This window comes from Pseudobacter ginsenosidimutans, from assembly GCF_007970185.1.
GTDB lineage: Bacteria > Bacteroidota > Bacteroidia > Chitinophagales > Chitinophagaceae > Pseudobacter > Pseudobacter ginsenosidimutans.
The window spans coordinates 1,686,840-1,712,994 of record NZ_CP042431.1; the positions used below are offsets into that span (position 1 = coordinate 1,686,840).

General features: G+C 46.1%; 16 protein-coding genes. 10 read left to right on the forward strand and 6 right to left on the reverse strand.

Annotated features, from left to right (window positions below; genetic code table 11):
* Positions 1 to 64 precede the first annotated feature (64 nt).
* The gene (locus tag FSB84_RS06980) at positions 65 to 1,123 is read left to right on the forward strand and encodes a mechanosensitive ion channel family protein (RefSeq protein WP_130542244.1); all 1,059 of its coding nucleotides are present in this window, start codon (positions 65 to 67) and stop codon (positions 1,121 to 1,123) included.
* Between the two features lie 444 nt (positions 1,124 to 1,567).
* Positions 1,568 to 3,265 (forward strand): transcription termination factor Rho, encoded by a 1,698-nt coding sequence (gene rho, locus FSB84_RS06985; protein WP_130542243.1) that lies wholly within the window; start codon positions 1,568 to 1,570, stop codon positions 3,263 to 3,265.
* Between the two features lie 459 nt (positions 3,266 to 3,724).
* On the opposite strand, the gene FSB84_RS06990 is transcribed toward rho, so the two are convergent.
* From FSB84_RS06990 to FSB84_RS07015, 6 genes are all read right to left on the reverse strand, one after another.
* Positions 3,725 to 3,985, reverse strand: coding sequence for a hypothetical protein (locus FSB84_RS06990; protein ID WP_130542242.1), 261 nt, complete (start codon positions 3,983 to 3,985; stop codon positions 3,725 to 3,727).
* 32 nt (positions 3,986 to 4,017) lie between these two features.
* On the reverse strand, positions 4,018 to 4,221 hold the full coding sequence (locus FSB84_RS06995) for a hypothetical protein (RefSeq protein WP_130542241.1): 204 nt from the start codon (positions 4,219 to 4,221) through the stop codon (positions 4,018 to 4,020).
* Positions 4,182 to 4,895, reverse strand: a complete 714-nt coding sequence (locus FSB84_RS07000) for a hypothetical protein (RefSeq protein WP_130542240.1) — start codon at positions 4,893 to 4,895, stop codon at positions 4,182 to 4,184. The genes FSB84_RS06995 and FSB84_RS07000 overlap by 40 nt, the downstream gene beginning before the upstream one ends.
* Before the next feature lie 140 nt (positions 4,896 to 5,035).
* Positions 5,036 to 5,278, reverse strand: coding sequence for a 4a-hydroxytetrahydrobiopterin dehydratase (locus tag FSB84_RS07005; RefSeq protein ID WP_262713808.1), 243 nt, complete (start codon positions 5,276 to 5,278; stop codon positions 5,036 to 5,038).
* 16 nt (positions 5,279 to 5,294) lie between these two features.
* Positions 5,295 to 5,729: an IPExxxVDY family protein gene (locus tag FSB84_RS07010; protein ID WP_192909902.1), complete on the reverse strand. Its 435-nt coding sequence runs from the start codon at positions 5,727 to 5,729 to the stop codon at positions 5,295 to 5,297.
* A 24-nt stretch (positions 5,730 to 5,753) separates the two neighbouring features.
* Positions 5,754 to 7,415 (reverse strand): M20/M25/M40 family metallo-hydrolase, encoded by a 1,662-nt coding sequence (locus FSB84_RS07015; protein WP_130542237.1) that lies wholly within the window; start codon positions 7,413 to 7,415, stop codon positions 5,754 to 5,756.
* A 288-nt stretch (positions 7,416 to 7,703) separates the two neighbouring features.
* Between FSB84_RS07015 and FSB84_RS07020 the strand changes: the two genes are divergently transcribed.
* From FSB84_RS07020 to FSB84_RS07050, 8 genes are all read left to right on the forward strand, one after another.
* Complete coding sequence (locus tag FSB84_RS07020) at positions 7,704 to 11,492, forward strand: DEAD/DEAH box helicase (protein WP_130542236.1); 3,789 nt, start codon at positions 7,704 to 7,706, stop codon at positions 11,490 to 11,492.
* Positions 11,493 to 11,604: 112 nt separating this feature from the next.
* A complete protein-coding gene (locus tag FSB84_RS07025; protein WP_130542235.1) occupies positions 11,605 to 14,610 on the forward strand; it encodes an outer membrane beta-barrel family protein in 3,006 nt (1,001 codons plus the stop codon).
* A 143-nt stretch (positions 14,611 to 14,753) separates the two neighbouring features.
* Positions 14,754 to 15,596: an AlbA family DNA-binding domain-containing protein gene (locus tag FSB84_RS30945; RefSeq protein ID WP_207234284.1), complete on the forward strand. Its 843-nt coding sequence runs from the start codon at positions 14,754 to 14,756 to the stop codon at positions 15,594 to 15,596.
* A 108-nt stretch (positions 15,597 to 15,704) separates the two neighbouring features.
* Positions 15,705 to 16,274 (forward strand): HTH domain-containing protein, encoded by a 570-nt coding sequence (locus tag FSB84_RS30950; RefSeq protein ID WP_207234283.1) that lies wholly within the window; start codon positions 15,705 to 15,707, stop codon positions 16,272 to 16,274.
* Between the two features lie 409 nt (positions 16,275 to 16,683).
* Positions 16,684 to 17,208 (forward strand): hypothetical protein, encoded by a 525-nt coding sequence (locus FSB84_RS07035; RefSeq protein WP_130542234.1) that lies wholly within the window; start codon positions 16,684 to 16,686, stop codon positions 17,206 to 17,208.
* 102 nt (positions 17,209 to 17,310) lie between these two features.
* A complete protein-coding gene (locus tag FSB84_RS07040; RefSeq protein ID WP_130542233.1) occupies positions 17,311 to 20,109 on the forward strand; it encodes an outer membrane beta-barrel family protein in 2,799 nt (932 codons plus the stop codon).
* A gap of 280 nt (positions 20,110 to 20,389) precedes the next feature.
* A complete protein-coding gene (locus FSB84_RS07045; RefSeq protein WP_130542232.1) occupies positions 20,390 to 20,929 on the forward strand; it encodes a T9SS type A sorting domain-containing protein in 540 nt (179 codons plus the stop codon).
* A gap of 33 nt (positions 20,930 to 20,962) precedes the next feature.
* A complete protein-coding gene (locus FSB84_RS07050; RefSeq protein WP_147122079.1) occupies positions 20,963 to 26,137 on the forward strand; it encodes a beta strand repeat-containing protein in 5,175 nt (1,724 codons plus the stop codon).
* Positions 26,138 to 26,155 lie beyond the last annotated feature (18 nt).

Consider the following 26,155-nt stretch of genomic DNA (forward strand, 5'->3'; position numbering starts at 1 on the left):
GCGTAAGTTTGTATTGCTCCCCCAACCCGTCCGTCTATCTTTTTAACAATAAAAGCTTATTCAGATGGAATCATTCTGGCAATACCAGTTCTGGGGTAATACAATATTAGCTTATACCATTGCTGCCGGCGGCATTATCCTTGCCTGGCTGATCATCCGTTTGCTGAAAGGCAAAGTGCTGAAAAAGATCCTTGATTACACTACCAAAACCGAGAGCAGGTACGACGATGTGATCTTCAGTACCATTCAGCGGTTTGTGCTGCCATGGATCTATATTTTCGTGAATTACCAGATCCTGCAGCAACTGCACTGGAGCCCTAAATGGGAACGTGTTCTTCACGTAGCCATGGCCGTTGTGACCACCTACTTCTTTGTGAGGATCGTGAACCATGTGCTAACGCTCATGCTCACCGGCATCATGCGCAAACGCAATGAGACTGAATACCGGATGAAGCAAATGCGTGGAGCACTGCTGGTATTGAAAGTGATCATATGGGCAGTGGCCATTGTATTTCTCATAGACAACCTGGGGTATAATGTCACTACCATGATTGCCGGCCTGGGTGTAGGTGGCATAGCCATTGCATTGGCTGCTCAAACTATCCTGGGAGATCTGTTTGGTTATTTCGTGATCTTCTTCGATAAGCCTTTCGAGATCGGCGATTATGTGGTGTGGGGCGATAAGGCAGGAAATATCGAATACATCGGTATCAAAACCACGCGTATCCGCAGTTTGGGCGGAGAGCAACTGGTTGTTACCAACTCTGATCTGACCAAACAGGCGCTGTCTAATTTCAAAAGCCTGCAACAGCGAAGGGAAGTGTTGAAGATCGGTGTTACTTACGATACGCCGGTGGATGTGTTGCAGGAAATTCCCGGAATGATCAGGCAGATCATCGAAAGCAAACCGAAAACGAGATTCGATCGCGCACATATGGCTGCATTGGCAGACAGCAGTATCAATTTTGAAGTGGTGTACCTGATCCTTACCACTGATTACAACGAGTACATGGATACGAGACAGGCAGTGTTATTCGACATACTGACCAAATTCAGGGAAACGAAAGTGAACTTTGCTTATCCAACGCAAACCCTCTACTACAAAGCAACAGCCACAGTTTAGGTGATCCCGGAACCTGTTACAATCAATGTGCAAAGAACAGCTATTGCGGAAACCTGCAAAAGTTGAAAAGGACTGAACAAGGTGACAACAGGTCAGTTGTTAATGGATCGGTAAATGAAGTGGTCGGAACCTAACAGGTAAGGGTAAACATGTATCGGCCTGAAAGCCTTGTAATGCCCGGATTGTCAGGGTTTCAGCGGACTGAAAACCATTTTCCGGCATTGAGAATAGCCAGCGGGAAAAAGCGTTTGCAGGCAGTCAAAAATTTTTGCTTTTTGCAAATTTGACGTATTATTGTGCCGGAATAAGGCTGATAAGTCGCCCCTGATTTCTCTCAACTCGTCAGTTTTTCTGATTCCGTTCAATATAATAACTCATTTCAAATCGTTTTTTCAACACACAAAGATTGGTTTTCTGATCAAGTGTTAAACACTCAAGATTTTTATGTATGACATTCTGCAACTGAACGACATGCTCGTTCCTGAGCTGCTGGATATAGCAGAGCAGTTAAAAATCTCCAACGCTAAAAAGCTCGACAAGCAAGAACTGATCTACAAGATCCTCGACAAACAGGCCGTCCTGGCCAGCGCTAATAAGGGCAACAACGCAGAAGAAAAAGGCAAACGCAAACGTGTTATCAAAGCAACTACCGCCAACAGCACAGAAGAAGCTGATGTAATGAGCGGTGGTGAAGAAAAGAAAAAAGAATCCAGGGAAACTCCTGCCAGCAAAGCGCCTGTAGCGAAGAAGAAAGCAATGGAGAAATCAGTGGAGAAAGCAGCAGCAGCAGCGGCTCCCGCTCCCGTGGCAAAGAAAGGCCGTGGCAAGAAAGATGCGCAGCCGGTTGAAGAACAACCGATGTCGCTCGACCTCGATGCTAATATTCCCGATGAGATGGAAGAAGAAGATGTAGCCATTGAACAACCAGGTGAAATGCATACTGATGTAGTTCACCACCAGGGACCTAATGGCGACAACCAGCATAAACCTTATCAAAATCGTCGCGAAACAGCCTTCAACATTGAGTTTGACGGTGTGATCCTCGGCGAAGGCGTTCTCGAAATGATGCCTGATGGTTATGGTTTCCTCCGCTCTTCAGACTATAACTACCTCTCTTCTCCCGATGATATTTATGTTTCTCCTTCACAGATCAAACTCTTCGGTCTTAAAACCGGCGATACTGTGTATGGAGCTGTTCGCCCTCCGAAAGAAGGTGAAAAATATTTCGCACTGTTGAAAGTAGAGACTATCAACGGCAAACAACCGGAAGATGTGCGGGACCGTGTTCCTTTCGATTACCTCACGCCACTCTTCCCCTACGAAAAACTCAATATCTTCACTACTCCCAACAGCTATAGCACTCGTATCATTGACCTTTTCACCCCTATCGGAAAAGGACAACGTGGTTTGATCGTAGCCCAGCCTAAAACAGGTAAAACTGTTCTGCTGAAAGAAATAGCCAATGCCATCGCAGCCAATCACCCTGAATGTTACCTGATGGTAGTACTCGTGGATGAGCGCCCTGAGGAGGTGACCGATATGGAACGCAGCGTAAGAGCAGAAGTGATCGCTTCTACTTTCGACGAACCTGCTGAGAAACATGTAAAGGTTTCCACTATCGCGCTTCAAAAAGCAAAAAGACTGGTAGAGTGCGGACATGATGTGATCATCCTCCTGGATTCCATCACTCGTCTTGCCCGTGCCCACAATACTGTTGCTCCTGCTTCCGGTAAAGTACTTTCCGGTGGTGTGGAAGCTAACGCCATGCAGAAACCGAAACAGTTCTTCGGTGCTGCACGTAAGATCGAGAATGGCGGATCACTCACCATCCTGGCCACTGCACTCATCGATACCGGATCCAAAATGGACGAGGTGATCTTCGAAGAGTTCAAAGGTACCGGTAACATGGAGCTTCAGCTCGATCGCCGCCTGGCAAACCGCCGTATCTTCCCTGCCATCGACCTGGTTGCATCATCCACCCGCCGTGATGATCTCCTCCTCGAAAAGGAAGTGCTTCAACGCATGAACCTTCTTCGTGTGTACCTCACCGATATGAACACGGAGGAGGCGATGCATGAACTCCTCAGAAGAATGCGCGGAACCAAGGATAATCAGGAGTTTTTGGCGAGCATGAATGGATAATGCAATTCTTAATTTATTGTAAGCCGGTTGGGGGTTCCCAGCCGGCTTTTTTGTTTTATATGCTGTGGGCCGGAGAAGGGATATAAGATGCCGGCTGACGAAACGAACTAACGCAGGAGGATATGTTTGGGCTTTGGGTTGGAGGGATGGGGCTGTGGTGCCGGGACGGGCTTCTTCGCTTATGTTTCGAAGGCCGGCATCTTATATCCCTTCCCCGGCCCCGTGCACAATCAACGTTCAACAGCTTCGGCCGATGAATCAATAGTTCTTATAAAATTGAAGAAGCATCTTTTCCATTCGGGCTAAAAAAACTTTGGATACTCCTTTCTTCCCCGCGCATGGAGGAGGTTCATGCATTTAGAAAAAAAAGGGGGAAAAGTGCATCACTCCAATTAATTGCAGTAAGAAAATAGTTGTGTAATCAATCAGGTTGTAATAAGAGAGTAAGAAAATGTAAGGTCAATTTTGTATTGCAACAAAGAATAGCAACATGTTAAATAGAATAGGTAATGAAAATGTATTCTTTAACTTATCTCGCAAATGCAGCACCAATAATGCTTTCAGGCTACTCCCATCAAAAAAGAATAAAGCAGATGATAAAGACTGCCCAATCATAATACCACTGCCTGCCATTACTTGTGCTGACGCACCTGTTCCCCATCCTCCTCCACCAGCGTGGTTGGAAGTAATGCACGCATCCCAAAGAAAAACTTTACCCATTCAGCGTGCTCTATCAAAGGGATGGATGTAATTCAGGCCTCGCAAATACAAGCGAAAAAGCCCACCAGCATTCCACAGTCCATCAAACCATAAAAAGCAGAAAAATATCCTCCCGCGCCGGTGTATTTCGCAGCCTGAATTACATCCATCCCTTTGATACCACCAAAGAAAAAGTTTTTCAGAAAAAAGGTGCAGCCTACTTCAACACCACGCCCTTCAATCTCTCCTTTCTCCATTGACCGGCGAGTTTGTCAGCAGCTTGTGCATCGTCCAGTTCGTAAAGATCATACATGTTGTCATTGAGACTGATCTTCCAGACGGTTACTTTTTTGCCGCCATTCTCTTCGTTTTCCTGTGTGCCGACGATCACCAGTTCATTGTTGCTGGTCCAGAAGGCATCTTCAACGGAGCCGCCTGGGCCCATGAAAAGGAGGCGTTTGCTTTTACCGGATTTGGGATCGATGAGACTTACTTCGGTATCAGGACCTCCGGCTGTGCCGATGAGCTTGCCGCGCGAGTCTTTGCGGATATCGATATTGTAGCTGTCGAGGTCGATGAAGCGGGTACTGTCGGGTGAGTATTTGAGGAATGTTCCGTAGGAGGAGAAATAGGTCTTAGTAGGTTTGAAATCCTGCGTGAGCAGGGAATCCTGTTCGTAGCTGCTCTTATATTTGAAACGACTCCAGTCGAAGTTGGGGATTTTGGTTTTGGCGTAGTCTGTGAAGCCGGCGGTCTGGAAGCGCTGGATTGTTTCAGCAGTGAGTGTGGTATCCGGACCTGTAGTAACAATGCTGTCTGTTGTTTCTGTTTCATCATCGGGCTGGGTCTGTTTGTCTGCATTGTCGTTGCAGGCTGTGGCGGAAATGATGAGGAGTGCGAGTATGGAAGTGTAAATAGTGTATTTCATCATGCGAACGTTGTTGATTAAGGTACACAATAATTCGGCATCGGCCTGTTAAGCAGTGCTGGCGCGGGGTTTATTTAACGGGGTTTTAATAGATATGACTTTCGCCGTGTTTGGGACTGCGTGCAATTTGTTGAAGGAATGCATCAGGATGCGGGCGCAAATGCATCGATCTTCTGCGCCAGTTTCCTGTCTTTTTCCGTGATGATATCGCCTGCATCATGTGTGGAGAGCCAGATCTCCACTTTGTTGTAAACGTTGGTCCAGAGTGGATGATGGTTCATTTTTTCCGCTTCGATGGCCACGCGCGTCATGAAGGCAAATGCTTCAGAGAAATTACGGAACTCGAACTGGCGATAGAGTTGATTGTTCTTTTCCTGCCACATAATGATTTGGTTTAAAAGACTAAAAAATCAGGTGACCTTTGTTTTTGATCTTTTCATTGGTCAATTCCGTTACCAGTTGCACGGGCGAGAGGGAACGGATGCCGGTTACCAGTTGTTGCATAAAATCTTCGGCCACGATATCTCCTTTGAGGAGCCAGAGGAAATCAAGATGTTTGAATTCCGGCAGCAGGTATTCGCCATCGTACTGGTTATGATAGAGATAATGCACCAGTGAGGTGGTGGGCTCACGGTATTCGAAGATAGAGAAATAATAGTTCCGGGATTTCTTGTAGAGTTGAATCTCGATCTCGTTGTTGATCCGGAAATCGTAACGCAGCAATTGATTGAGCTGCCAGCAGAACTGGTAGTTCTTTACAGATGCCACAATGCCCAGTAAGCGGGTATTGTCGAAGAAATCATCTGCGAGATCGTCGAAGTCTAGTTTCAGTTTCATGGATGTCAGGTAATGGCCTGATGCTTACTGGAAGGTTACTTTGGCTTCCAGGGTATCGTTTCCGCGTTTGTATTTGACAGTTGTTGAATCGCCTTTTTTGAATTTAGAGAGTGCCTGCATGTAGGCTTCCATGGAAGAGATGGAATGCTCTCCCAGTTGAATGATTACATCTCCTGACTTAATGCCTGCTTTCTGTGCGGGCCTGTTATCGCTTACGCCATCTGCGCGAACGCCTGCTCCCGTGAATGTGTAATCGGGCATGATGCCGAGGGATACACTGAACCGGGCAGTACTGGATGTTTGTGTTTCGCGGGTTTTGGCGAAAGCCAGTTTGCCTTTCGTATTGGTGGCTGTAACGATGTTCTCGATGCATTTGATCACCAGCAGCTCTCCGTTATAATTGATCTTATTGAAATCGTCTGAGGGTTTGTGATAGTCTGTATGCAGGCCGGTGAAAAAGAAAAGTACAGGAACATCCATCCGGTAGAAAGAGGTATGGTCGCTGGGTCCGGTGCCGCTGGAATCGAACTTGAAGGTAAGCGGATTGTTTTTGGGGCTCATGCTGCTGAAGATCTCGCCCCATACCGGAGAAGTGCCGTAGCCGCCTACTGTGAGTGTTTTGCTGCTATCGTTCAGTCTTCCCACCATATCCATATTGATCATATAGTTCACCGATTTCATATCGATGGTAGGCTGCTGTGTAAAATATTTGGAGCCGTTGAGGCCCAGCTCTTCGGCAGAGAAAGCGATAAAGAGATAGTTATTGTTTTTGTTCTTTGAAGCTTTGATCAATCGCGCCAGTTCGATAAGAGCGGCGGTTCCGCTGGCATTGTCGTCTGCGCCGTTGTGGATCTGGTTTTTCACATTCGGCGCCATGCTGTTGCCATCTTCGCCGAGTCCGAGGTGATCATAATGTGCACCCAGAATGATCGTTTGAGGGGCGCCGTTATCGATATAACCGATCACATTCTGTCCTGTCCGCGTTTTGTCGCCAATATCCACACGGATCTTCACATCATAGGTGCCGGATTCATCCTGGAGATAGGTACTCACTGCTTTGGGTGTGAGGTAAACAACAGGAATGGGCGATGAGGCTGACCTGTCTTTGCCGTTGAACTTCAGGTTGTCTTTGATTGATGACGTATTGAAAAGAACCAGTGCGGTAGCGCCTTTGGATGCAGCTTTGCTCACTTTTTCCTTGATGGCGGATTCGAGATCATAATGCGGATTGTCTTTATTGTCTTCCAGCATATTCTTGAGGTCCGCAAACCAGGGCACTCCTTTTTCGGCGAGTGCTGTGCTCACAGCTGCTTCTACGCTGGCGTTGGGGCTGAATGCAAGCGGAAAATAGTCGATATTCAGCTTGAGATCATTGTCGTTGATGATGAACAGCGTGGCATTGTTCACCTGTCTGCCTTCATTGATCTCAAAAGGCTGGAACCAGTTATTGTCTGGCCCTTTGGGTTGCAGACCAACGGCTGCAAACTGTTTGCTGATGTATTCTCCGGCTAGTTTTTCGCCATTGCTGCCTGCGCGGCGGCCTTCCAGCTTATCGTCTGCCAGGTAAGCGATATGTGCCTGGAGATTGGTTACAATCGCCTTGTCGGCCTTTTTGATCTTTTGTGCCTGAATATTGGAGGAGACGATCAGAAAAAGGGAGGCTATACTTAATGCGCGGATCAGCATATAGTAGAATTTTTCTTTAATAGAAGATTGCTGCAAAGGTACTTGTCAAACTGTATACCAATCATTCCACCGTAATAATTTCCCTGAATAGTAAACTAATAGTTAAATTCAGGTTTTGCGGGTACGCATTGTTAGAATGCCATTACGCAACTGGCTGATTGTAAAGGGGGCAGATTGGATTTCCATTAAGATTTGATAATAGCCTTTATTAGCTCGTGTTTTTTCCTTTACTTTTGCAGATTGGCCTTTTCTGAAGAGGGCTGAGGAACTATAATTTTAAAGAACAGCATGGCACTACCGCATCTCATTAAGTACGTGTATACCAATGGAACTGATGAAGTGATTCGTAGAGGCAAAAAGATCCACGCCATTGGTTATGTAGAGTTGGTGGATTACGATGAGCTCCTGGACTCTGTTGTCTTTCGTGTTAAAGACGATAGTTACAGCACCTATTACAAGGTGAGCATTCAAAAGTTCAAAGACCCCCGGAACCTCTCCGTTCGTTGTGCATGTCCCTATAACCTGGGCGATATCTGCAGGCACGAAGCCGCAGCCCTCATCCAGTTGCAGGAAATGCTCGACAAGAACATGCTCAAAACTGAGGAGGTAGAGTATGATCAGCGTCACACCGTAGTGAAGATGAAGTTCATCGACCTCAAAACACTACGACTTCTCTGCTCTCCCGACGCTTATTCAGCAGCCGAAGTTTATCTCCGTACACAACGCGCGGATATCGAATATGCCAAAGATGAAGTGGTGAAAGCCTCTGTTACCATCGAAGGCAAAGCTTACAAAGTAGTGCTCCGCAAAAATGAAGAGCGCAACTTTGATACAAGTTGTGATTACGAAGACAAACAGCATCCGCTCTGTCTGCCCAAAGTGATCGTGTTCCTGCAGCTGCTGAACGCATACGGCCCCTACTACTTCGATTCTATCCGCAACTGGGATAAAGAAAAGAACAAATTACTGGAAGCCTACGGCTACCAGCTCTCAGATAATCTTGAAGGAAAATTTGAATTCACGTACAAGGATGGAAAGCCTTTCCTGCGTGTACTGGATCCAACCATCAAACGCGTATCTCCACAGGATTCCGCCAAACTGCGCGCCAAACCTGTGATGGCCGAAGCTGAAACTGTCACTGCCGAAACAGCAACTGCAGAAGACACCGAAGCAAAAGTGCTTCCTGCAAGTCCAACGCTGAGGCTGGGCGTTGTTTTCAATTTCAATGCAGACAGCTATCCCGGCTGGACCATCGATGCCATCAGCGGAGAAGCCAATGAATCCTTCACTGAATTCACAGGAAAAGTGGAAAAGCTGGACCTGAGTAAATTCGTGAACATCGAGGCTTTCAGTGAGCAGGACAAACAACTCTTTGCTCCGATCCGCAAAATGCAGGATAGTGAGATCACCAAATACCTGAACAGGAACTCACCGTTCAGCGGCATCTGGGAAAATATCATTCACCATGAAAAAGATGAACTGCCTGAAGAAACAAAGGCGCTCATGAGTGAATACCTGCATCCCAAACTGAAAAAACTTTTCGTTGACATTGCTTCCAATCCATTCGTTTTTTACCTGAATGGAAAGAAGGCATTCAAGACCACCAACCTGCACACGGTAGGAGTGGTTACGGATTTCATCACGCCCTGGTTCAAAGTGAGCCGCAGCGGCGATCATTTTGAAGTGGAAGCTTGGGTGAAACTGAATGGTCAGAATGTGCCGATCAATGAAAACACCATGAACAGCGGACTGGTGTTCTTCCACAATGAAAATCTTTTTCTCTGGGATACTTCAGAGATCGTGAACCTGGTGAGCCGTTTCCAAAGCAAGGGCGGAAAACTCAGGTTCTCCAAATCCGAATGGCCGGAACAACTTCGCTCCTTCGTGTTGCCGCTCACACGCGAGTATCATGTTGAGTTCGATCAAACCATGATCAGTGAAGTAAAAGACGGCGATCCGGAAAAACGTGTTGTACTCCAGGAAAAAGGGGATTACCTCATCTTCATGCCACTATTCAGTTACAAAGGCTTTGAAACGAAGGCCGGCGGTAAAGATGAGCTGGTGATCCCAGATGGAGAGAAAGTGTTGGTAGTACATCGCGATAAAGAAAAAGAGCTTGCCTTCTTCAAGAAACTGGAAGCCCTGCACAGTAACTTTATCAGGCCGGAAGGCGGACAGCAACTGGCTTTGAAAGGAAGCGATGTGCTGAAGAACAACTGGTTCTTCCTCTTCGTGGATGCGATGAAAGACATGAAAGTGCCCGTATTCGGATACGATGCACTGAAGAATTTCCGCTTCAATACCGCCAAGCCACAAACGAAGATCCATATCAGTAGCAATACAGACTGGTTTGATGCACGCGTGGATATTCTCTTCGGTGAGCAGAAAGTAACCATCGCCGATGTGAAGAAAGCGCTGGCCAACCGTCAGCAGTTTGTGACCCTGGACGATGGCACACTTGGTATCCTGCCCGAAGAATGGATCAAGAAATACTCACTGCTCTTCCGTGTTGGTGAAGGCAAGCAGAACCAGCTCCGTTTATCGAAATACCATATGAGTGTGATCGATGAGCTGTACGAAGAAAGAAATGAAGAGGAGCTGGTATTGAAGCTGGAAGAGAAATACGAAACCCTCAAGAACTTCAATAATATCCGCGAGATCCCGGTGCCCGAGCACCTGAAGCCGATCCTGCGTCCTTACCAGGAGCATGGATTCCACTGGCTCAATTACCTGAGTGAGATCGGATGGGGAGGTATCCTGGCTGATGATATGGGTCTTGGTAAAACCATCCAGGCATTATCATTCCTTTATTATTACAGGAAACATCACGGGAAGCTGAGAGCACTCGTTGTTTGCCCCACTACCCTGATGTTCAACTGGGAGAATGAGATCAAGAAGTTCACGCCCGAGCTTACCTACCATATCCATCACGGTGGCGAGCGCACGCGCGATAAAGAACAACTGGCCAAAGCCGAAGTGATCATCACAACTTATGGAACCCTCCGCAGCGATATCAAACTGCTGGTAGACATTCCTCTTGACTATGTGGTGCTGGATGAAAGCCAGGCCATCAAGAACCCGGCCAGCAAGGTTACGAAGGCGGCCAGCCTGCTGAATGCTAAAAATCGTTTATGCCTCAGCGGTACTCCATTGCAGAATAACACTTTCGATATTTTCGCACAGATGAACTTCCTGAATCCAGGCATGCTCGGTAGTATCGAGTTCTTCCGTCAGGAGTTTGCCATCCCCATCGATAAATTCGGGGAAGCAGACAGGAAAGACCATCTCCGTAAATTATTGTTCCCATTCATTCTTCGCCGCACCAAGGAACAGGTGGCGAAAGATCTTCCTGAAAAAACAGAGACCATCCTCTTTTGCGAGATGGATGATGAGCAACGCAATATCTATGATGCGTACAGGAATGATTTCCGCGACAAGATCCTCGGCACCATTGAATCACAGGGCATCCAGCGATCACAGCTCACCATCCTGCAGGGCCTGATGAAGCTGCGCCAGATCTGCGATTCGCCGGCCATCCTGAATGAATCGGAGAAATTTCCCAATCATTCCATCAAACTGGAAGAGCTTGGCCGGGAGATCACAGAAAATATCAGCAACCACAAAGCGCTGGTGTTCTCACAATTCCTGGGCATGCTGGGCCTGATCAAGGAAAAACTGAGAGAATTGGATGTGGATTTCGAATATTTCGATGGCAGCACCACGGCCATTGAGCGTGAGAGAGCCATTCAGCGATTCCAGAATGATGATAAGTGCCGTGTATTCCTCATCTCCCTCAAAGCTGGTGGTGTGGGTCTTAACCTCACCGCCGCCGATTATGTATACATCGTTGATCCCTGGTGGAACCCCGCTGTGGAACAGCAGGCGATCGACCGTACACACCGTATTGGTCAGACAAAGAACATCTTTGCCTATCGCATGATCTGTAAAGACACTATCGAAGACAAGATCCTGCAGCTTCAGGATAAGAAGCGGGTGCTTGCCAAAGATCTCATTACAGATGATGAAGGATTTGTGAAGAGCCTCAGCCGCGAAGATGTAGAATATCTCTTTAGTTAAACCTGGCCGTAGGAAAAGGATCATAGGAACTGGTTTGCTGTCATTTTCTGCACAAGTTTGTCAGGAAGGCAGCCGTCTAAATTCCTATTATATTCTATTTATCCCTACAGCCATGAGCAAAGCTTTACTGGTATTACTGTTTACTTTCACAGCCGGCACTACTATGGCCCAGAAGATCTCGGGCAGTATCAAAGGCAAACTCACAGATTCAACGTACAGAGAACAATTGGCGGAAGCTACCGTATCAGTAATGCATGCGGAGGATTCAACACTTGTATCCTTTAAATTATCCAACGACAAAGGTGAATTCGAAATAAAAGATCTCGATACCGGCACCTTCCGGCTTCTGATCACTTACCAGGGATACCAGCCTTACTCAAGGAAATTCAGTATTACCAAAGACTCTTTCAATATCGACTTCCGCACCATTTACATGGACAAGAAGACCACTTTACTGGATGAAGTGATCGTGGAAGCTCCACCCATCTCGATAAAAAAAGATACAGTGGAGTTCAGGGCAAGCGCTTTCAAAACCAAAGTGAATGCAACTGCTGAAGATCTTCTGAAAAAATTACCCGGTGTTCAGGTTGATAAGGATGGTAACGTAAAAGCACAGGGCGAAGATGTTCCCAAGGTATATGTAGATGGAAAAGAATTCTTCGGTACCGATCCCAAGATGGCCACCAAGAATATTACTGCCGATATGATCGAGAGCATCCAGGTGTTTGATGATATGAGCGATCAGGCAAAGTTCACGCGCATCGATGACGGTAGCCGTTCAAAGACCATCAATATCAAACTCAAAAAAGATAAAAGAAAAGGGTACTTCGGAAGAGCTACTGTGGGGGCGGGTACTGACGATCGTTACGAAGCAAGTCTCAGCTTCAATCGTTTCGATAACGACAGAAGGATCTCCATTCTTGGCGGTTCCAACAATGTGAACCGCCAGAATTTTTCTTTCAATGATGTGATCGGCGGCATGGGTGGCTTCGGTTCCAGGGGCGGTGGCGGAGGTATGAGCACTATGGGTGGCGGTGGATTTGGAGGTGGCGGCTTCGGCGGCGGCGGCGGTGGTCGTGGAGGTGGTGGTGGCCGCGGCGGCGGTGGAGGCGGTTTCGGTGGTGGAGGCGGTGGCTTCAACCTCGGCAGTGGCGGAAGTGGTATCACGAAAAACACATCAGCAGGGATCAACTATACAGACAAATGGGGAAGCAAACTGGATGTAACTGCCAGTTATTTCTTCTCTCAATCAAATACACTTTCAGACCGGTCCAGTTCAAGAACAACCTTTTTGCAGGATACGGTCCTGCGCCAGGTGGAGAATGCATTCTCAGACAACAGAAATCAAAACCATCGACTCAACCTGCGGATGGAATATTATATCGATTCCATGAACTCCCTCCTGTTCACTTCCAACGGAACCGTTCAACATTCAACTTCCAGCCTTCTCGATACTTTCTCTACATACAAAAGTGTGAGCAAAGGACCGGAATACAGGTTCATCGATGGTCGTAATGAAAACACCAATGAAAGAGATGGTCTCAGTCTCAACAGTTACCTCCTCTATCGCAGGAAATTCAATAAAGTAGGAAGAACCCTTACATTGGGGTGGAACAACTCACTGAACAGAAGTGACGGTAACGGAAGAACGAATGCCCCATTCATCTATTACAATGAAGACGGCTCGCTTGACCAGGTGATACCGCAGGATATCAGGAGTAATCAAAAAACAAGGTCCAACAATAATCAGTACAGTGTAACCTATACAGAACCTATCGGAAAGAATAAACTGATAGAAGTGAATTATGCATTCCAGGATAACAAAAGCACTTCCGATGCGAAATCTTACAGCTACAACGACCTTACCGGAAAGTATGACTCTGTAAACACTTCGCTCACCAATTCATTCGAGAACAAATACGCCATTCACCGTGGTGGCGCCAACTTCAGGATGCAATGGACAAATGCCAGTTTCCAATTGGGCGGCGCCATGCAATACTCCGAACTGGAAAGTATCAGCAACAGATTTGTGAAAGGGAGAGACACAACCTTGATTGTGTCTCAGTCGCAGCTCAATTTTGCGCCTACTGCCAATCTGAATTACCAGTTCACGAAAACACAGCACCTGCGCATCAATTATCGCGGAAGGACCAACCAGCCAAGCAGCACTCAGTTACAGGATGTACCCGATGTGAGCAACAGGTTACAGATCCGTAACGGTAATCCCGGATTGAAACAGGAATACACGAATAATCTCTCAGTGAACTTCTCAAATTTCAACGTTCAGAATTTTCAGTATGTGAATGCGAATATGCAATTCTCCAATACCAGCAATAAGATCGTGAACAGCATTCAGGATGTACCTTCCGGAATACTGGAAGCAGACTCACTGGGTAAGGGTGCGCAATATATAGTACCTGTGAACATGAACGGTTCTTATAACACATCGGCCAATGTTACATTCGGATTTCCTCTGAAAGGAAAATTCAAAGGAAGCAATCTGAGCTTCAATACCAGTGGTACTTACAATAAAGACGGAAGTGTTTTATACGATGTAAAGAACTTCACCAAAACACTGGCGCTTACGCAGGGTGCAGGCATCAACCTCAGTTATAAAGACAATCTTCTTTTAGGACTGAATGCCAATCTTACTTATAATAATGTGAGCTATTCTTCCTCCAGGGCATTGCAGCAAGACCAGAAATATTTCACGCAGACCTATTCTGCAGATGTTAGCTATACTTTCTTCAAAAGCCTGGTGTTCTCTACCGACTTCGATTACCTGATCAATACAGGTAGAACAGACGGATTCAATCAAAGCATTCCATTGCTTAATACCAGCCTGGCTTTGCAGGTATTCAAAAAGAAGAATGGCGAGATAAAATTCTCTGTATACGATCTGCTGAATCAGAACCAGAGTATCAGCAGGTCAGTTGGTGATAACTATATCCAGGATACAAGAACAGTGGTACTGCAAAGATATTTCATGCTCACTTTCATGTTCAACCTCAACAAAGCTGGGGATAACAGGCAGCAACGACCTGCAGGTATGCCCGGCAATATGCCGAGGAATATTGAAAGACAGATGCGGAATATGGAGCGAAGTGGAACTAACTAAAAAATTAAGTTGATCAAAGGGCCCGTTCAATTTTGAACGGGTTTTTTATTATCCATTAAGTATAGTAAGATTATTTTTGCATGGTGCAGTTCCTTTTATGAAATAGCTTTTTGGTAAGGCGGCCTGATGAGTCAATAATTCAAATGAGAAAAAAACAAATGAATTTAGAACGTATAGGGCGCCTATTGACGGAAAAAGAAAACATTCGTCTCGAGTTTAAGGCTGCTACTGATGCATTGCCTGGAAATCTTTTTGAATCGATCTGCGCCATGCTCAACCGGGATGGCGGCGATATCCTTTTGGGAGTTGAAGATAATGGCAAAGTAATAGGTGTAAATGAAGACTCGGTTTCCAAAATGGTGACGGACCTGGTTAATCTTTCTAATAATTCACAGAAAATTGACCCGCCGTTTATTCTATTCCCTCAAGTTTATGAAATCGATGGAAAAAGGATAATACATATCCAGGTACCAGCGAGTTCTCAGGTACATAAAACAGGAAGGATCATTTACGATCGAAGTAATGATGGTGATTTTAAAGTTGAACAACCCTACCGGATTGCAGAAATGGCGAATCGTAAACGCAACCATTACTCCGAAGGGATGATTTATCCGGCTTTGCGAATGGAAGACTTAAAACTGGATTTGTTTACCAAAGTGAGAAATCTTATTCGAAGTCATAATCCTGATCACCCCTGGCTGATATTAGACAACCAGCAAATGTTGGAAATTTCCGGCTTATGGAAGAAGGATCACTTGTATGGACAGGAGGGTTTTACCTTGGCCGCTGCTTTATTATTGGGAAAAGATGAGGTAATTCAAAACATAATACCTCATTATAAAATTGATGCCCTGGTAAGGATCAATAATCTTGAACGATACGACGATCGCTTATACATACAGTCCAACCTTGTGGATGCTTATGACATGTTGTTGGATTTTGTAAACCGTCATCTTCCAGATAAGTTTTACCTGGAAGGAGCATAACGGATAAATCTTCGAGCTACTATTTTCCGGGAAATTATTACAAATCTTATCATTCATCGGGAGTACACCAATGCTACCCCGGCAACATTTATCATTTATGCAGACCGCGTGGAGACAAGTAACGCCAATAACCCTCACGGTAAAGGTCCAATTGATCCCACTAATTTTGTTCCCTTCCCTAAAAACCCATCGATTGCGAAATTCTTTATTCAACTGGGACGCGCCGAAGAGCTGGGCTCAGGGATTTTGACTACCACCCGTTTAATGAAAGAATATGCAGGTAATGGAAGAGCAATGTTTATAGAGGGCAGAACTTTTAAGACGATCATACCTCGTCCAGACAGAAAGACGATTGCGATAAGTGACACGATAAGTGTTACAGTAAATGACACGATAAATGACACGATAAATGACACGATAAATGACACGATAAATGACACGATAAATGACACGATAAGTGATCTAATAAAAGATAGATTAATTAAGGCGATAAAGCTGTTGTATGAAAAACCGGGTATGAAGGTCAATGAATTGATTAAGGAACTGGAAGTATCTGAGCGAACAGCAAAACGGGATCTCGAGAAAATTAGAAGTTTGATAGAGTATCGGGGCAGTAAGAAAACAGGCGGGTATTTTCTTTCCGACTATATGCTCTCAAAGCTGAACAGAGCATTTTGAGCGATAACTGTTCAACTATTGTAAAATAAAAGTCCCGGCCTTTTGGGCCGGGACCAGCACATACAATGTGGTTTCAGAGGTAAGTGCTTATAGGTGTAGAGGAACTATCTCCTTTTGGCATAACCGGGAGTGCTGATCGGCGATTGGCCAACCATCAACACAGAGCAGATACTTCTGAGGAAATTAAATAGATTGAATGTGGGTCTGTAGATTCCGCTGTAGACTTTAGTACGGTGGACATCGTAGTACATAGTCTTCTTTTTCATTGATATTGGTTTAGGATATAAAATTCATGGCGTACCATAGCTAACAACGAGACTTTGTAGAAATTATTGTACGCCACCCCATAGTATTTTTCCTATTTGATCAGGAAAAAGGTATTACTAATTTTCGGGCAAATCCACGGCCCATGAAAAGTGTACAGATCCTGTTACTCTTTTTGATAACAACTATAACGGTAACGGCACAGGGCGTTTTCAGCAATCAAACCAATGCTGCATTGCAGCGGGTGATTGAAGACTACCCTAACCGGTTTAAGAATATAAAAGGCGACCTGCTACAGGAAAGCAACAACTCGGCCGATTACCAATCCAAGGTTCAGATCCCGGGATCACTCAACTGTGTGATCTCGCTGGCCAATCAACCTGCGTCCGTTTCCAACTGGACATGCTCCATCTACCTCTCACCCGATTACGATAAGGCAAGACAGAAATACCAGGAACTCTACGACCAGATCAGCAATACCATCATTCGAATAAAAGGACAAAAACCGTTCATTCTTAACGGGTCCTACACAACACCGGAACAGGAAAGTAAATCAACCGCCACCCGCTTTCAAATGACCCCCGCCCCCGAATGCGTGCAAAACCTGAAGATCGAGATCAGCCTCCGCTACCGCGAAGAATGGGAAGTGGTACTCAGCGTATATGAATAGCTGAATTATTAACCTTCATTAACATTAAAGCAAGACTGGTTAACCTGTTTTGGAAACATCCAGGAATACTTTCGTAGGTAATAACCCACGAACGGAACTGGTATGAAAAAATTATTCTACGCACTTGTGCTGACAATTCTTCCCTCTCTCCTGTTTGCCCAGAAAAATGGAATGGTAAAAGGTGTATTGTATGACTCTGTTACCAAACAGGCCGTCAGTTCTGCCACCATTAGCCTCCTTCATCAGAAGGACTCATCCCTGGTGGGCTTTACAATGTCTGATGATCAGGGGAAGTTCCACTTGGATAAACTGTCTAACGGGAAATACAGGCTGATGATCACGCATGTGAACTATCATAACAGTAACCAGTTATTCTCCATCAGCGATACTTCAGGCCAGAAAGATCTTGGACGAATATTCCTGGCTGATCTTTCACAAACACTGCAGGAAGTAGTAGTAACGGCGGAAGCTCCTCCTATCACTATGTTGGGCGATACAGTTCAATACAATGCAGGCTCTTTCAAAGTTGCGCCCAATTCCAATGTAGAGCAGCTCCTGAAAAAACTGCCTGGTGTAAAAGTGGACAAAGACGGCTCAATCACCGCCCAGGGTGAGAAAGTGAAAAAGGTATTGGTAGATGGAAAAGAATTCTTCGGTAACGATCCTAAAATGGCTACCCGCAATCTTCCCGCAGACGCAGTGGACAAAGTGCAGGTATACGACAAGCTCAGCGAACAGGCACAGGTAACGGGTTTCGATGATGGCAGCAGTCAGAAGACCGTAAACCTGAAACTGAAAAAAGATAAAAACAAAGGCATGTTCGGTAGAGTTACTGCCGGAGGCGGCACAGACGACAGGTTCGAGGGCCGCTTCAACCTGAACTCCTTCAATGGCAACAGGAGACTTTCCCTGGTGGGCATGACCAACAATACCAACTCCGATGGATTCTCTTTCAATGATATCATGTCTATGACCGGCGCCCGCGCCAGCATTGCTGGCGGCGGGGGTATTACCATGGTTACAATGGATGCCAGCGCACTGCAGGGAGGTTCCGGCAGCAGCGGCAATATCCGCACTATCTGGGGAGGCGGGGTGAACTACAATGATATGATCGGCAAAGCCGATGTGTCCGGAAACTATTTTTACAATCACTACAATCCCAGGACAGCCTCGGAAACCAGCCGGCAGAATTTTTTGGGAGACAGTTCCTGGCTGTACAAACAATCATCAATAACCGATAATATCAATAATAGCCATCGCCTCAACATGGTGGCGGATATTCCACTCGATTCCTTTCATTCCATCCGCATCGCTCCATCGATCAATACACAGGATACGCGGAACAATGTGAGCAGGGATTATAAAACAATGCTGAACGATGGCAAGCTGGTGAATGAAGGCTCCAACAGAAGCACAGATCACACAAAGGGATATACTTTCAAAAATGATATCCTCTTTCGAAAATTATTCAGGAAGCAGGGCCGTACTTTTTCTCTAAATCTCTCTACCAATCTGAATGCAAGTGATGGCAAAGGCACACTGCAGTCTGCCACCGGCTTTTACAAACCAGCCGGCAGCCTTACCAACAGGGATACCATCAGTCAGCGCAATGAGCAATCCTCCGATCTGCGCAGCTACCAGGCAAAAGCCGTGTACACTGAGCCCATCTTCAAAAGATCATTACTCGAATTCAGTGCCGGCAATAGTTATCAGAAAGCCGGCTCTCAAAAAACTACCTGGGATATCGATCGCACCAGCAAACAGGAAAAGGTTAATGAGGATTATTCCAATGATTATACAAATACCTATGGTACAACTGAAGCGGGAATGCGCTTTCGTTCCAAGGGAAAAAAATACGAATATTCACTGGGTGGCTCCTGGCAAAGAGCGAGCCTGAGCGGCACCATTACCGCGGGCACCAAAGATTCTGTGCTGAAAAAAGACTTTGATAATTTTTTACCGAATGCCACTTTCAAGTATACATTCAAGCAAATGCATATTCTGAACCTGATGTACAGGACCAGCACCAATCAACCATCGGCAGGCCAGCTGCAACCTGTACCTGATAACAGCGATCCCCTGAATATCCGCCTTGGTAATCCGGATCTGAAGCAGGAATTCAATAATATGCTAACGATGGGCCTCAACATGGTGAACCCCTATGAAGGCAGAAGTCTCTTCTTCAACCTGACTGCCCAGCTCACCAACAATAAGATCGTTGACGGAGATTCACTCACGGAGAAGGGTATTCGCATTACTAAACCTGTAAATGCCAACGGCGTGTACAATCTCTCCGGCAATGTAAATGCAGGATTGCCTTTGAAATTTTTCAAAGGAAGGCTGGGGTTGGGATCATCTGTTAATTACAGCAGCAGCAAACAGTTGCTCAATCAAAAGGAGAATCAGATCCGCAGCTTTACTGCCGGTCCGAATGTAAGCCTGGACCTGAGCCTAACCGATATGCTGGATATTACCTTGAGAGCGGGCGTGAATTACAACAGGGTTAAGTATGCGTTAAGCCCTGAATTGAATAACAAATATTTCAGTCAAACCTATGAATCTGAACTGAGCTGGACCTTGCCAAAGGATTTCTTTTTCACTACCGATTTTAGTTATGTGGCCAATAACCGGTTGACCGAAGGTTATAATCTTCGGGTACCATTATGGAATGCGTCGGTAAGTAAACAGTTTTTGAAGAACAAGCGGGGCGAAATAAGAATTTCTGCATTCGATCTGTTGAATCAAAACGTAGATGTCACCCGGAATGCTGATCGTAATTACATCGAAGACGTAAGATCTACGGTGCTGCAAAGGTATTTCCTGCTAACGTTCACCTATAACCTGAATAAGATGGGCGGACCTCCCGGCGGAGGCGTACAAATCCGAACAATCGGCCGCTAATGCTATAATAAACAATTGAACTGTAAAAAGGTCCCGTTGAACTGACGGGATTTTTTTATAGTATTTTTTCGAAGGCATCACGGTATATTATGCGAGTGTATTGACAAGAATCATGAATGTGGAAATATTTTGTGCGTCAAATACTTAACCGGTACATATAATCGTTGAATTACATGTTGATCTCGTATAAATCCTATTTGACTAGAGGTTTTATATGATTATAATTACACCTTGATTTTTTTGATCAGGGGACTTCTTATTCTACCCAAACCCAATTCGTATGAAACCACTGGTGCTCTCAGCTGTAATGGCTGCTGCATGTGTGTCGGCTTCCGGGCAGGCCCTACCCTCCATCGACCCGGATGTTATCAATGTTGCCGGCGGAACTTTTAAAAAGGGATATTACTCCCTTGATTTCAGCATTGGTGAGGCAACGCTGATCAATACGATGAAGAGCCCGGGTAATAATTTCTTTCTCACCAACGGCTTTTTGCAACCCTACATAATTGGTTTTAATATTCCTGTTGAGAATCCTCATTTTTCGGAGGATGAAGTGCGCATCTATCCCAATCCAACTTTCGGTCCATTTGAGCTGAATATTTTTACCGAACAGCATGGTAAGGTGAAGATCTATCTGGTAGACAGACTTGGAAAGATCTTGTACACGAAGGAGAATCAGACATTCGGATTTGGATATCGTGATCGTATCGATCTGTCGCGTTATCCGAATGGCGTATACACCTTGAAAGTGGAACTGTTCCCGGATGATGGCAGTCGCAGCAAAAAAGGAACATATAAAATCATTAAAGTAGGCAGATAACAGTAAAACAACTCCCCCTTAAATCCAATTTTTATGAAGAAAACATTCCTGCTTTTCTTTTCCGTGTGGCTATCGGTTAAGATGGTTGGGCAGGCTCCAGGCCAGATGAACTACCAGGGTGTAGCACGCAGTGCGTTAGGTTTAGCTATGCCTAATCAAAACATTAAACTGCGCATAACCGTTCGTGATGGAAGTGCCAACGGATCGGTTCTTTACAAAGAAACCAGGTTGGTTAAAACGAACCATCTGGGTTTGTTTTCCGTAGCAATCGGCGGTCCGGGTAAAACCGACTTTACAGGAGACCTTCTTTCCATCAACTGGACCATTGGCGGAGCCAAATTTCTTCAGGTAGAAATGGATCCTAACGGAGGAAATGATCTTAAAGATATGGGTGCTACTCAATTGCTGAGTGTGCCTTATGCGCTGTCTGCCGGCGCTGCAGTGCCTGCGGGTGTTGCCGGCGGAATGCTTACCGGCCTCTATCCAAACCCTTCTATTGCCAATGGGGTGATCTCTACGATACATCTTGCCGACAATTCAGTAACTGGCGTGAAGATCGCAGACGGTGTGATCACTACCAGTAAAATCGCAGACGGTTCTGTTACCTTAGCCAAGTTAGCAGTAGGTTCCGGCCTGCCTCCTGTGGGTAATGCCGGAGGGGATTTAGGGGGAACTTATCCGAATCCGATCGTTGCAGTGAATGCCATTACTGCCGCCAAGATCGCAGACGGTGCTGTTGGTACTACCAAACTCGAGAACAATGCAGTTACTTCAGCCAAGCTGGCCGATAATGCAGTGACCTCTTCCAAACTGGTTGATGCTTCAGTTGGAAATGCCAAGATTGCAAACAATGCCGTAAACACTTCAAAAATTGCCGATGGTTCTATTACTACTATTAAGATAGATGATGCAGCAGTTACAAACGGAAAGCTGGCTGCCAATGCAGTGACCACAACTAAAATTGCTGATGGCTCCATTACTTCTGCAAAGCTGGCTTCCGGAATTTCACTTCCTCCCAATGGTGCAGCCAGCGGCGATCTGACAGGAAATTACCCCAATCCGTCTGTGGCTAACAATGCCATCACCAACGGAAAGATTGCAGATAATGCAGTAGGTTCTTCCAAAATTGCCAACGTTGCTGTTACCACAGGAAAGCTGGCTGATCTATCGGTAACAAATGGTAAGCTTGCTGATAATGCTGTAGGAACTTCAAAGGTTATCGATGGCTCTATCACAGCCGCCAAGCTGGCTTCGGGTATCACGGTTACTCCCGGTGGCGCTGCCAGCGGCGATCTGACAGGTAGCTATCCCAATCCAACTGTTGCTGCCAATGCAATCAATACTTCTAAACTGGCTGATGGTTCTGTAACCAATGCCAAGCTTGTAAATTCAGTTGTTAGTACCATTAAGATTGCAGACGAAGCAGTGACAACAGCCAAGCTGGGTGATGCTGCCGTAGATGTTGATAAATTGAAAGATGGCGCTGTAACAAATACAAAACTTGCCAATACCTCTGTTGGCACAACAAAAATCATAGACGAAGCAGTGACCACAGCAAAAATTGCTGATGGCGCAATCACTTCCAATAAACTTGCTGCAGGTCTTACCATTCCTCCTGGCGGAGCTGCCGGTGGCGATCTGACCGGAACCTTCCCCAGTCCTGCAGTTGCTTCAAATGCTATCACTTCAGCCAAGCTCGCTAATGACGCTGTTACTACCATTAAAGTAGTTGACGGTGCCATCACTACTGCAAAGCTGGATGCTAACGCTGTAACCACAGCGAAGCTGGCCGATGCTTCCGTGTCTGATACGAAGCTGGCGAACAATGCGGTTGTCACCGGCAAAATAGCTGACGTTGCTGTAACAACAGCTAAACTTGCCGATGCATCTGTAACCAATGCCAAGCTCGCCAATACATCAGTTGGTACAACCAAGATCATTGACGAAGCAGTCACCACAGCAAAAATTGCTGATGGTGCCATTACTTCCAATAAACTTGCTGCTGGACTTACCATTCCTCCCGGTGGTGCAGCCAGTGGTGACCTGACTGGAACCTACCCCAGTCCAGCTGTTGCAGCAAATGCAATCACTTCAGGAAAACTCGCAAATGATGCCGTAACTACTGCCAAAGTAGTTGACGGTGCTATCACTACTGCAAAGCTGGATGCTAACGCTGTAACCACAGCGAAGATCACTGATGCTTCAGTGATTGACACAAAACTTGCCAACAATGCAGTAGTTACTAATAAAATCGCAGACGTTGCTGTAACAACAGCTAAACTTGCCGATGCATCTGTAACCAATGCCAAGCTCGCCAACACAGCAGTTGGTACAACCAATATCATTGACGAAGCAGTCACCACAGCAAAAATTGCTGATGGTGCCATTACTTCCAATAAACTTGCTGCTGGACTTACCATTCCTCCCGGCGGAGCCGCCAGTGGTGATCTGACCGGAACCTTTCCCGGTCCAACTGTTGCTGCAAATGCAATCACTTCAGGAAAACTCGCTAATGACGCTGTAACTACCATTAAAGTAGTTGACGGTGCAATCACTACTGCAAAGCTGGATGCTAACGCTGTAACCACAGCAAAAATCGCTGATGGCGCCATCACTGCTGATAAACTCGCTGCTGGTCTTACCATTCCTCCTGGTGGTGCAGCCAGTGGTGACCTGACTGGCACATTCCCCGGTCCAACTGTTGCTGCAAATGCTATTACTTCAGCCAAGCTCGCAAATGATGCCGTAACTACTGCCAAAGTAGTTGACGGTGCTATCACTACTGCAAAGCTGGATGCTAACGCTGTAACCACAGCGAAGATCACTGATGCTTCAGTGACTGACACAAAACTTGCCAACAATGCAGTTGTTACTAATAAAATCGCAGACGTTGCAGTGACCACCGCAAAAATCGCTGATGGCGCCATCACTGCTGATAAACTCGCTGCAGGACTTACCATTCCTCCTGGTGGTGCAGCCAGCGGTGATCTGACTGGAACCTACCCCAGTCCTACAGTTGCTGCAAATGCTATCACTACTGCAAAGCTGGATGCTAACGCTGTAACCACAGCGAAGATCACTGATGCTTCAGTGACTGACACAAAACTTGCCAACAATGCAGTTGTTACTAATAAAATCGCAGACGTTGCAGTGACCACCGCAAAAATCGCTGATGGCGCCATCACTGCTGATAAACTCGCTGCAGGACTTACCATTCCTCCTGGTGGTGCAGCCAGCGGTGATCTGACTGGAACCTACCCCAGTCCTACAGTTGCTGCAAATGCAATCACTACTGCAAAGCTGGATGCTAACGCTGTAACCACAGCAAAGATCACTGATGCTTCAGTAACTGATACCAAGCTTGCTAACAATGCAGTAGTCACTAACAAAATCGCAGACGTTGCTGTAACCACAGCTAAACTTGCCGATGCATCTGTAACCAATGCCAAGCTCGCCAACACAGCAGTTGGTACAACCAATATCATAGACGAAGCAGTCACCACAGCAAAAATTGCTGACGGTGCCATCACTTCCGATAAACTCGCTGCCGGTCTCTCCATTCCTCCCGGCGGAGCCGCCAGCGGTGATCTGACCGGAACCTTTCCCGGTCCAACTATTGCTGCAAATGCAATCACTTCAGGAAAACTCGCTAATGACGCTGTTACTACCATTAAAGTGCTTAACGGCGCCATCACTACTACCAAACTGGATGATGCAGCTGTTACTGCATTGAAACTTGCTGCCGATGCTGTTACTACTGCCAAGATCCTGGACGCCAATGTAACTACAGCAAAAATTGCTGATGGCGCCATCACTGCCGATAAACTGGCTTCAGGGCTCAGCCTTCCTCCAGGTGGAACAGCTACCGGAGACCTCGATGGTAACTACCCTGCCCCTTCAGTTGCAAAACTCAAGGGTGTTAATCTCAGCGCTACGGCTCCTGCATCAGGTGAAGTGCTCACATTCGACGGTACAGCATGGGCTCCTGCAGCAGTTCCCGGCCTCACGCTGCCTTATGTAAAAACGGTGAACGAAGCAACAAAGGCGCTCTCTATAACCAACGATGGCGATGCCCCCGCAGTTGAAGGTGTCAATAATTCTACCTCAGATAATGTTGCCGGTTTGACTGGTATCATTTTGAACGATAATGCCGGAATGGATGTAGCAGGTGTAAAAGGTATTAATAATGCTACTTACACCAATAATGGTACTGGTGTATTAGGCATCCACAATGGTTTGGGTTCCGGAGTCAGAGGATATTCTGTTAATGGAACCGGTGTGGAAGCTTTCTCCGATGAAAGTATTGGTATCTATGCAAGGAGCGCCAGAAGTACTGCCGCATACATTGAAGTTTCTGATCCTGGTGCAGGCTCAGATGCCCTTACTATCGTACACCAGGGCTATGGCATAGGTATAACGGCTATCAGTAATGGAAGTCATGGTGTTTTTGGTGGAACGCTCGAGGCGTCGAGAGCTGCCGTAATGGGCTATCACTATAATGGTGGAGAAGGTGTACAGGGAATAACATTCAGTGATGTATCCTCTGGCGTTTCAGGTCTCAATACTGGTTTAGCCTCGGCAATTAAAGGATACAATGATTTTGCCGGTGGTATGGGTATCCTGGCGCAGGCAACCAGTGCAACCGGTGCTGGTGGCACAGCTCTTGTAGCTGAGCTTCTCGGAGATCCCGAAGGCGATGTAGCTGTATTCAAAGTGAATAATAGCAATGTTGCAAGAATCTCTGCTGATGGAACAGGATACTTTGCAAATGGCGCACAGACAGGCGGCGCAGACGTTGCCGAAATGTTCGATGTGGAAGGAACCCGCTCCAGCTATGAAGCAGGTGATGTACTCGTGATCTCTGAAACATCTGACCGCATGGTTACCAAATCATCCGGCGCATACTCTACACTGGTAGCCGGTGTTTATGCCACCAAGCCAGGTCTGATGCTCACAGAAAAAGATGCGCTCAAAAGTCATCTCGACAAAATGGTGCCCATGGGTGTGATCGGTGTGATCCCTACCAAAGTGTGCCTGGAAGGCGGCGCTATCAAACGTGGCGACCTGCTGGTGACCTCTTCAACCTCCGGCGTTGCCATGAAAGCTGATCCCAACAAAGTAAGAGTTGGACAAGTGCTCGGTAAAGCCCTGCAGGATTACAACGCAAACACTGTTGGAAAGATCAACGTACTGGTTAGTGTTAAGTAAGTATTTAAAAAGATAGTA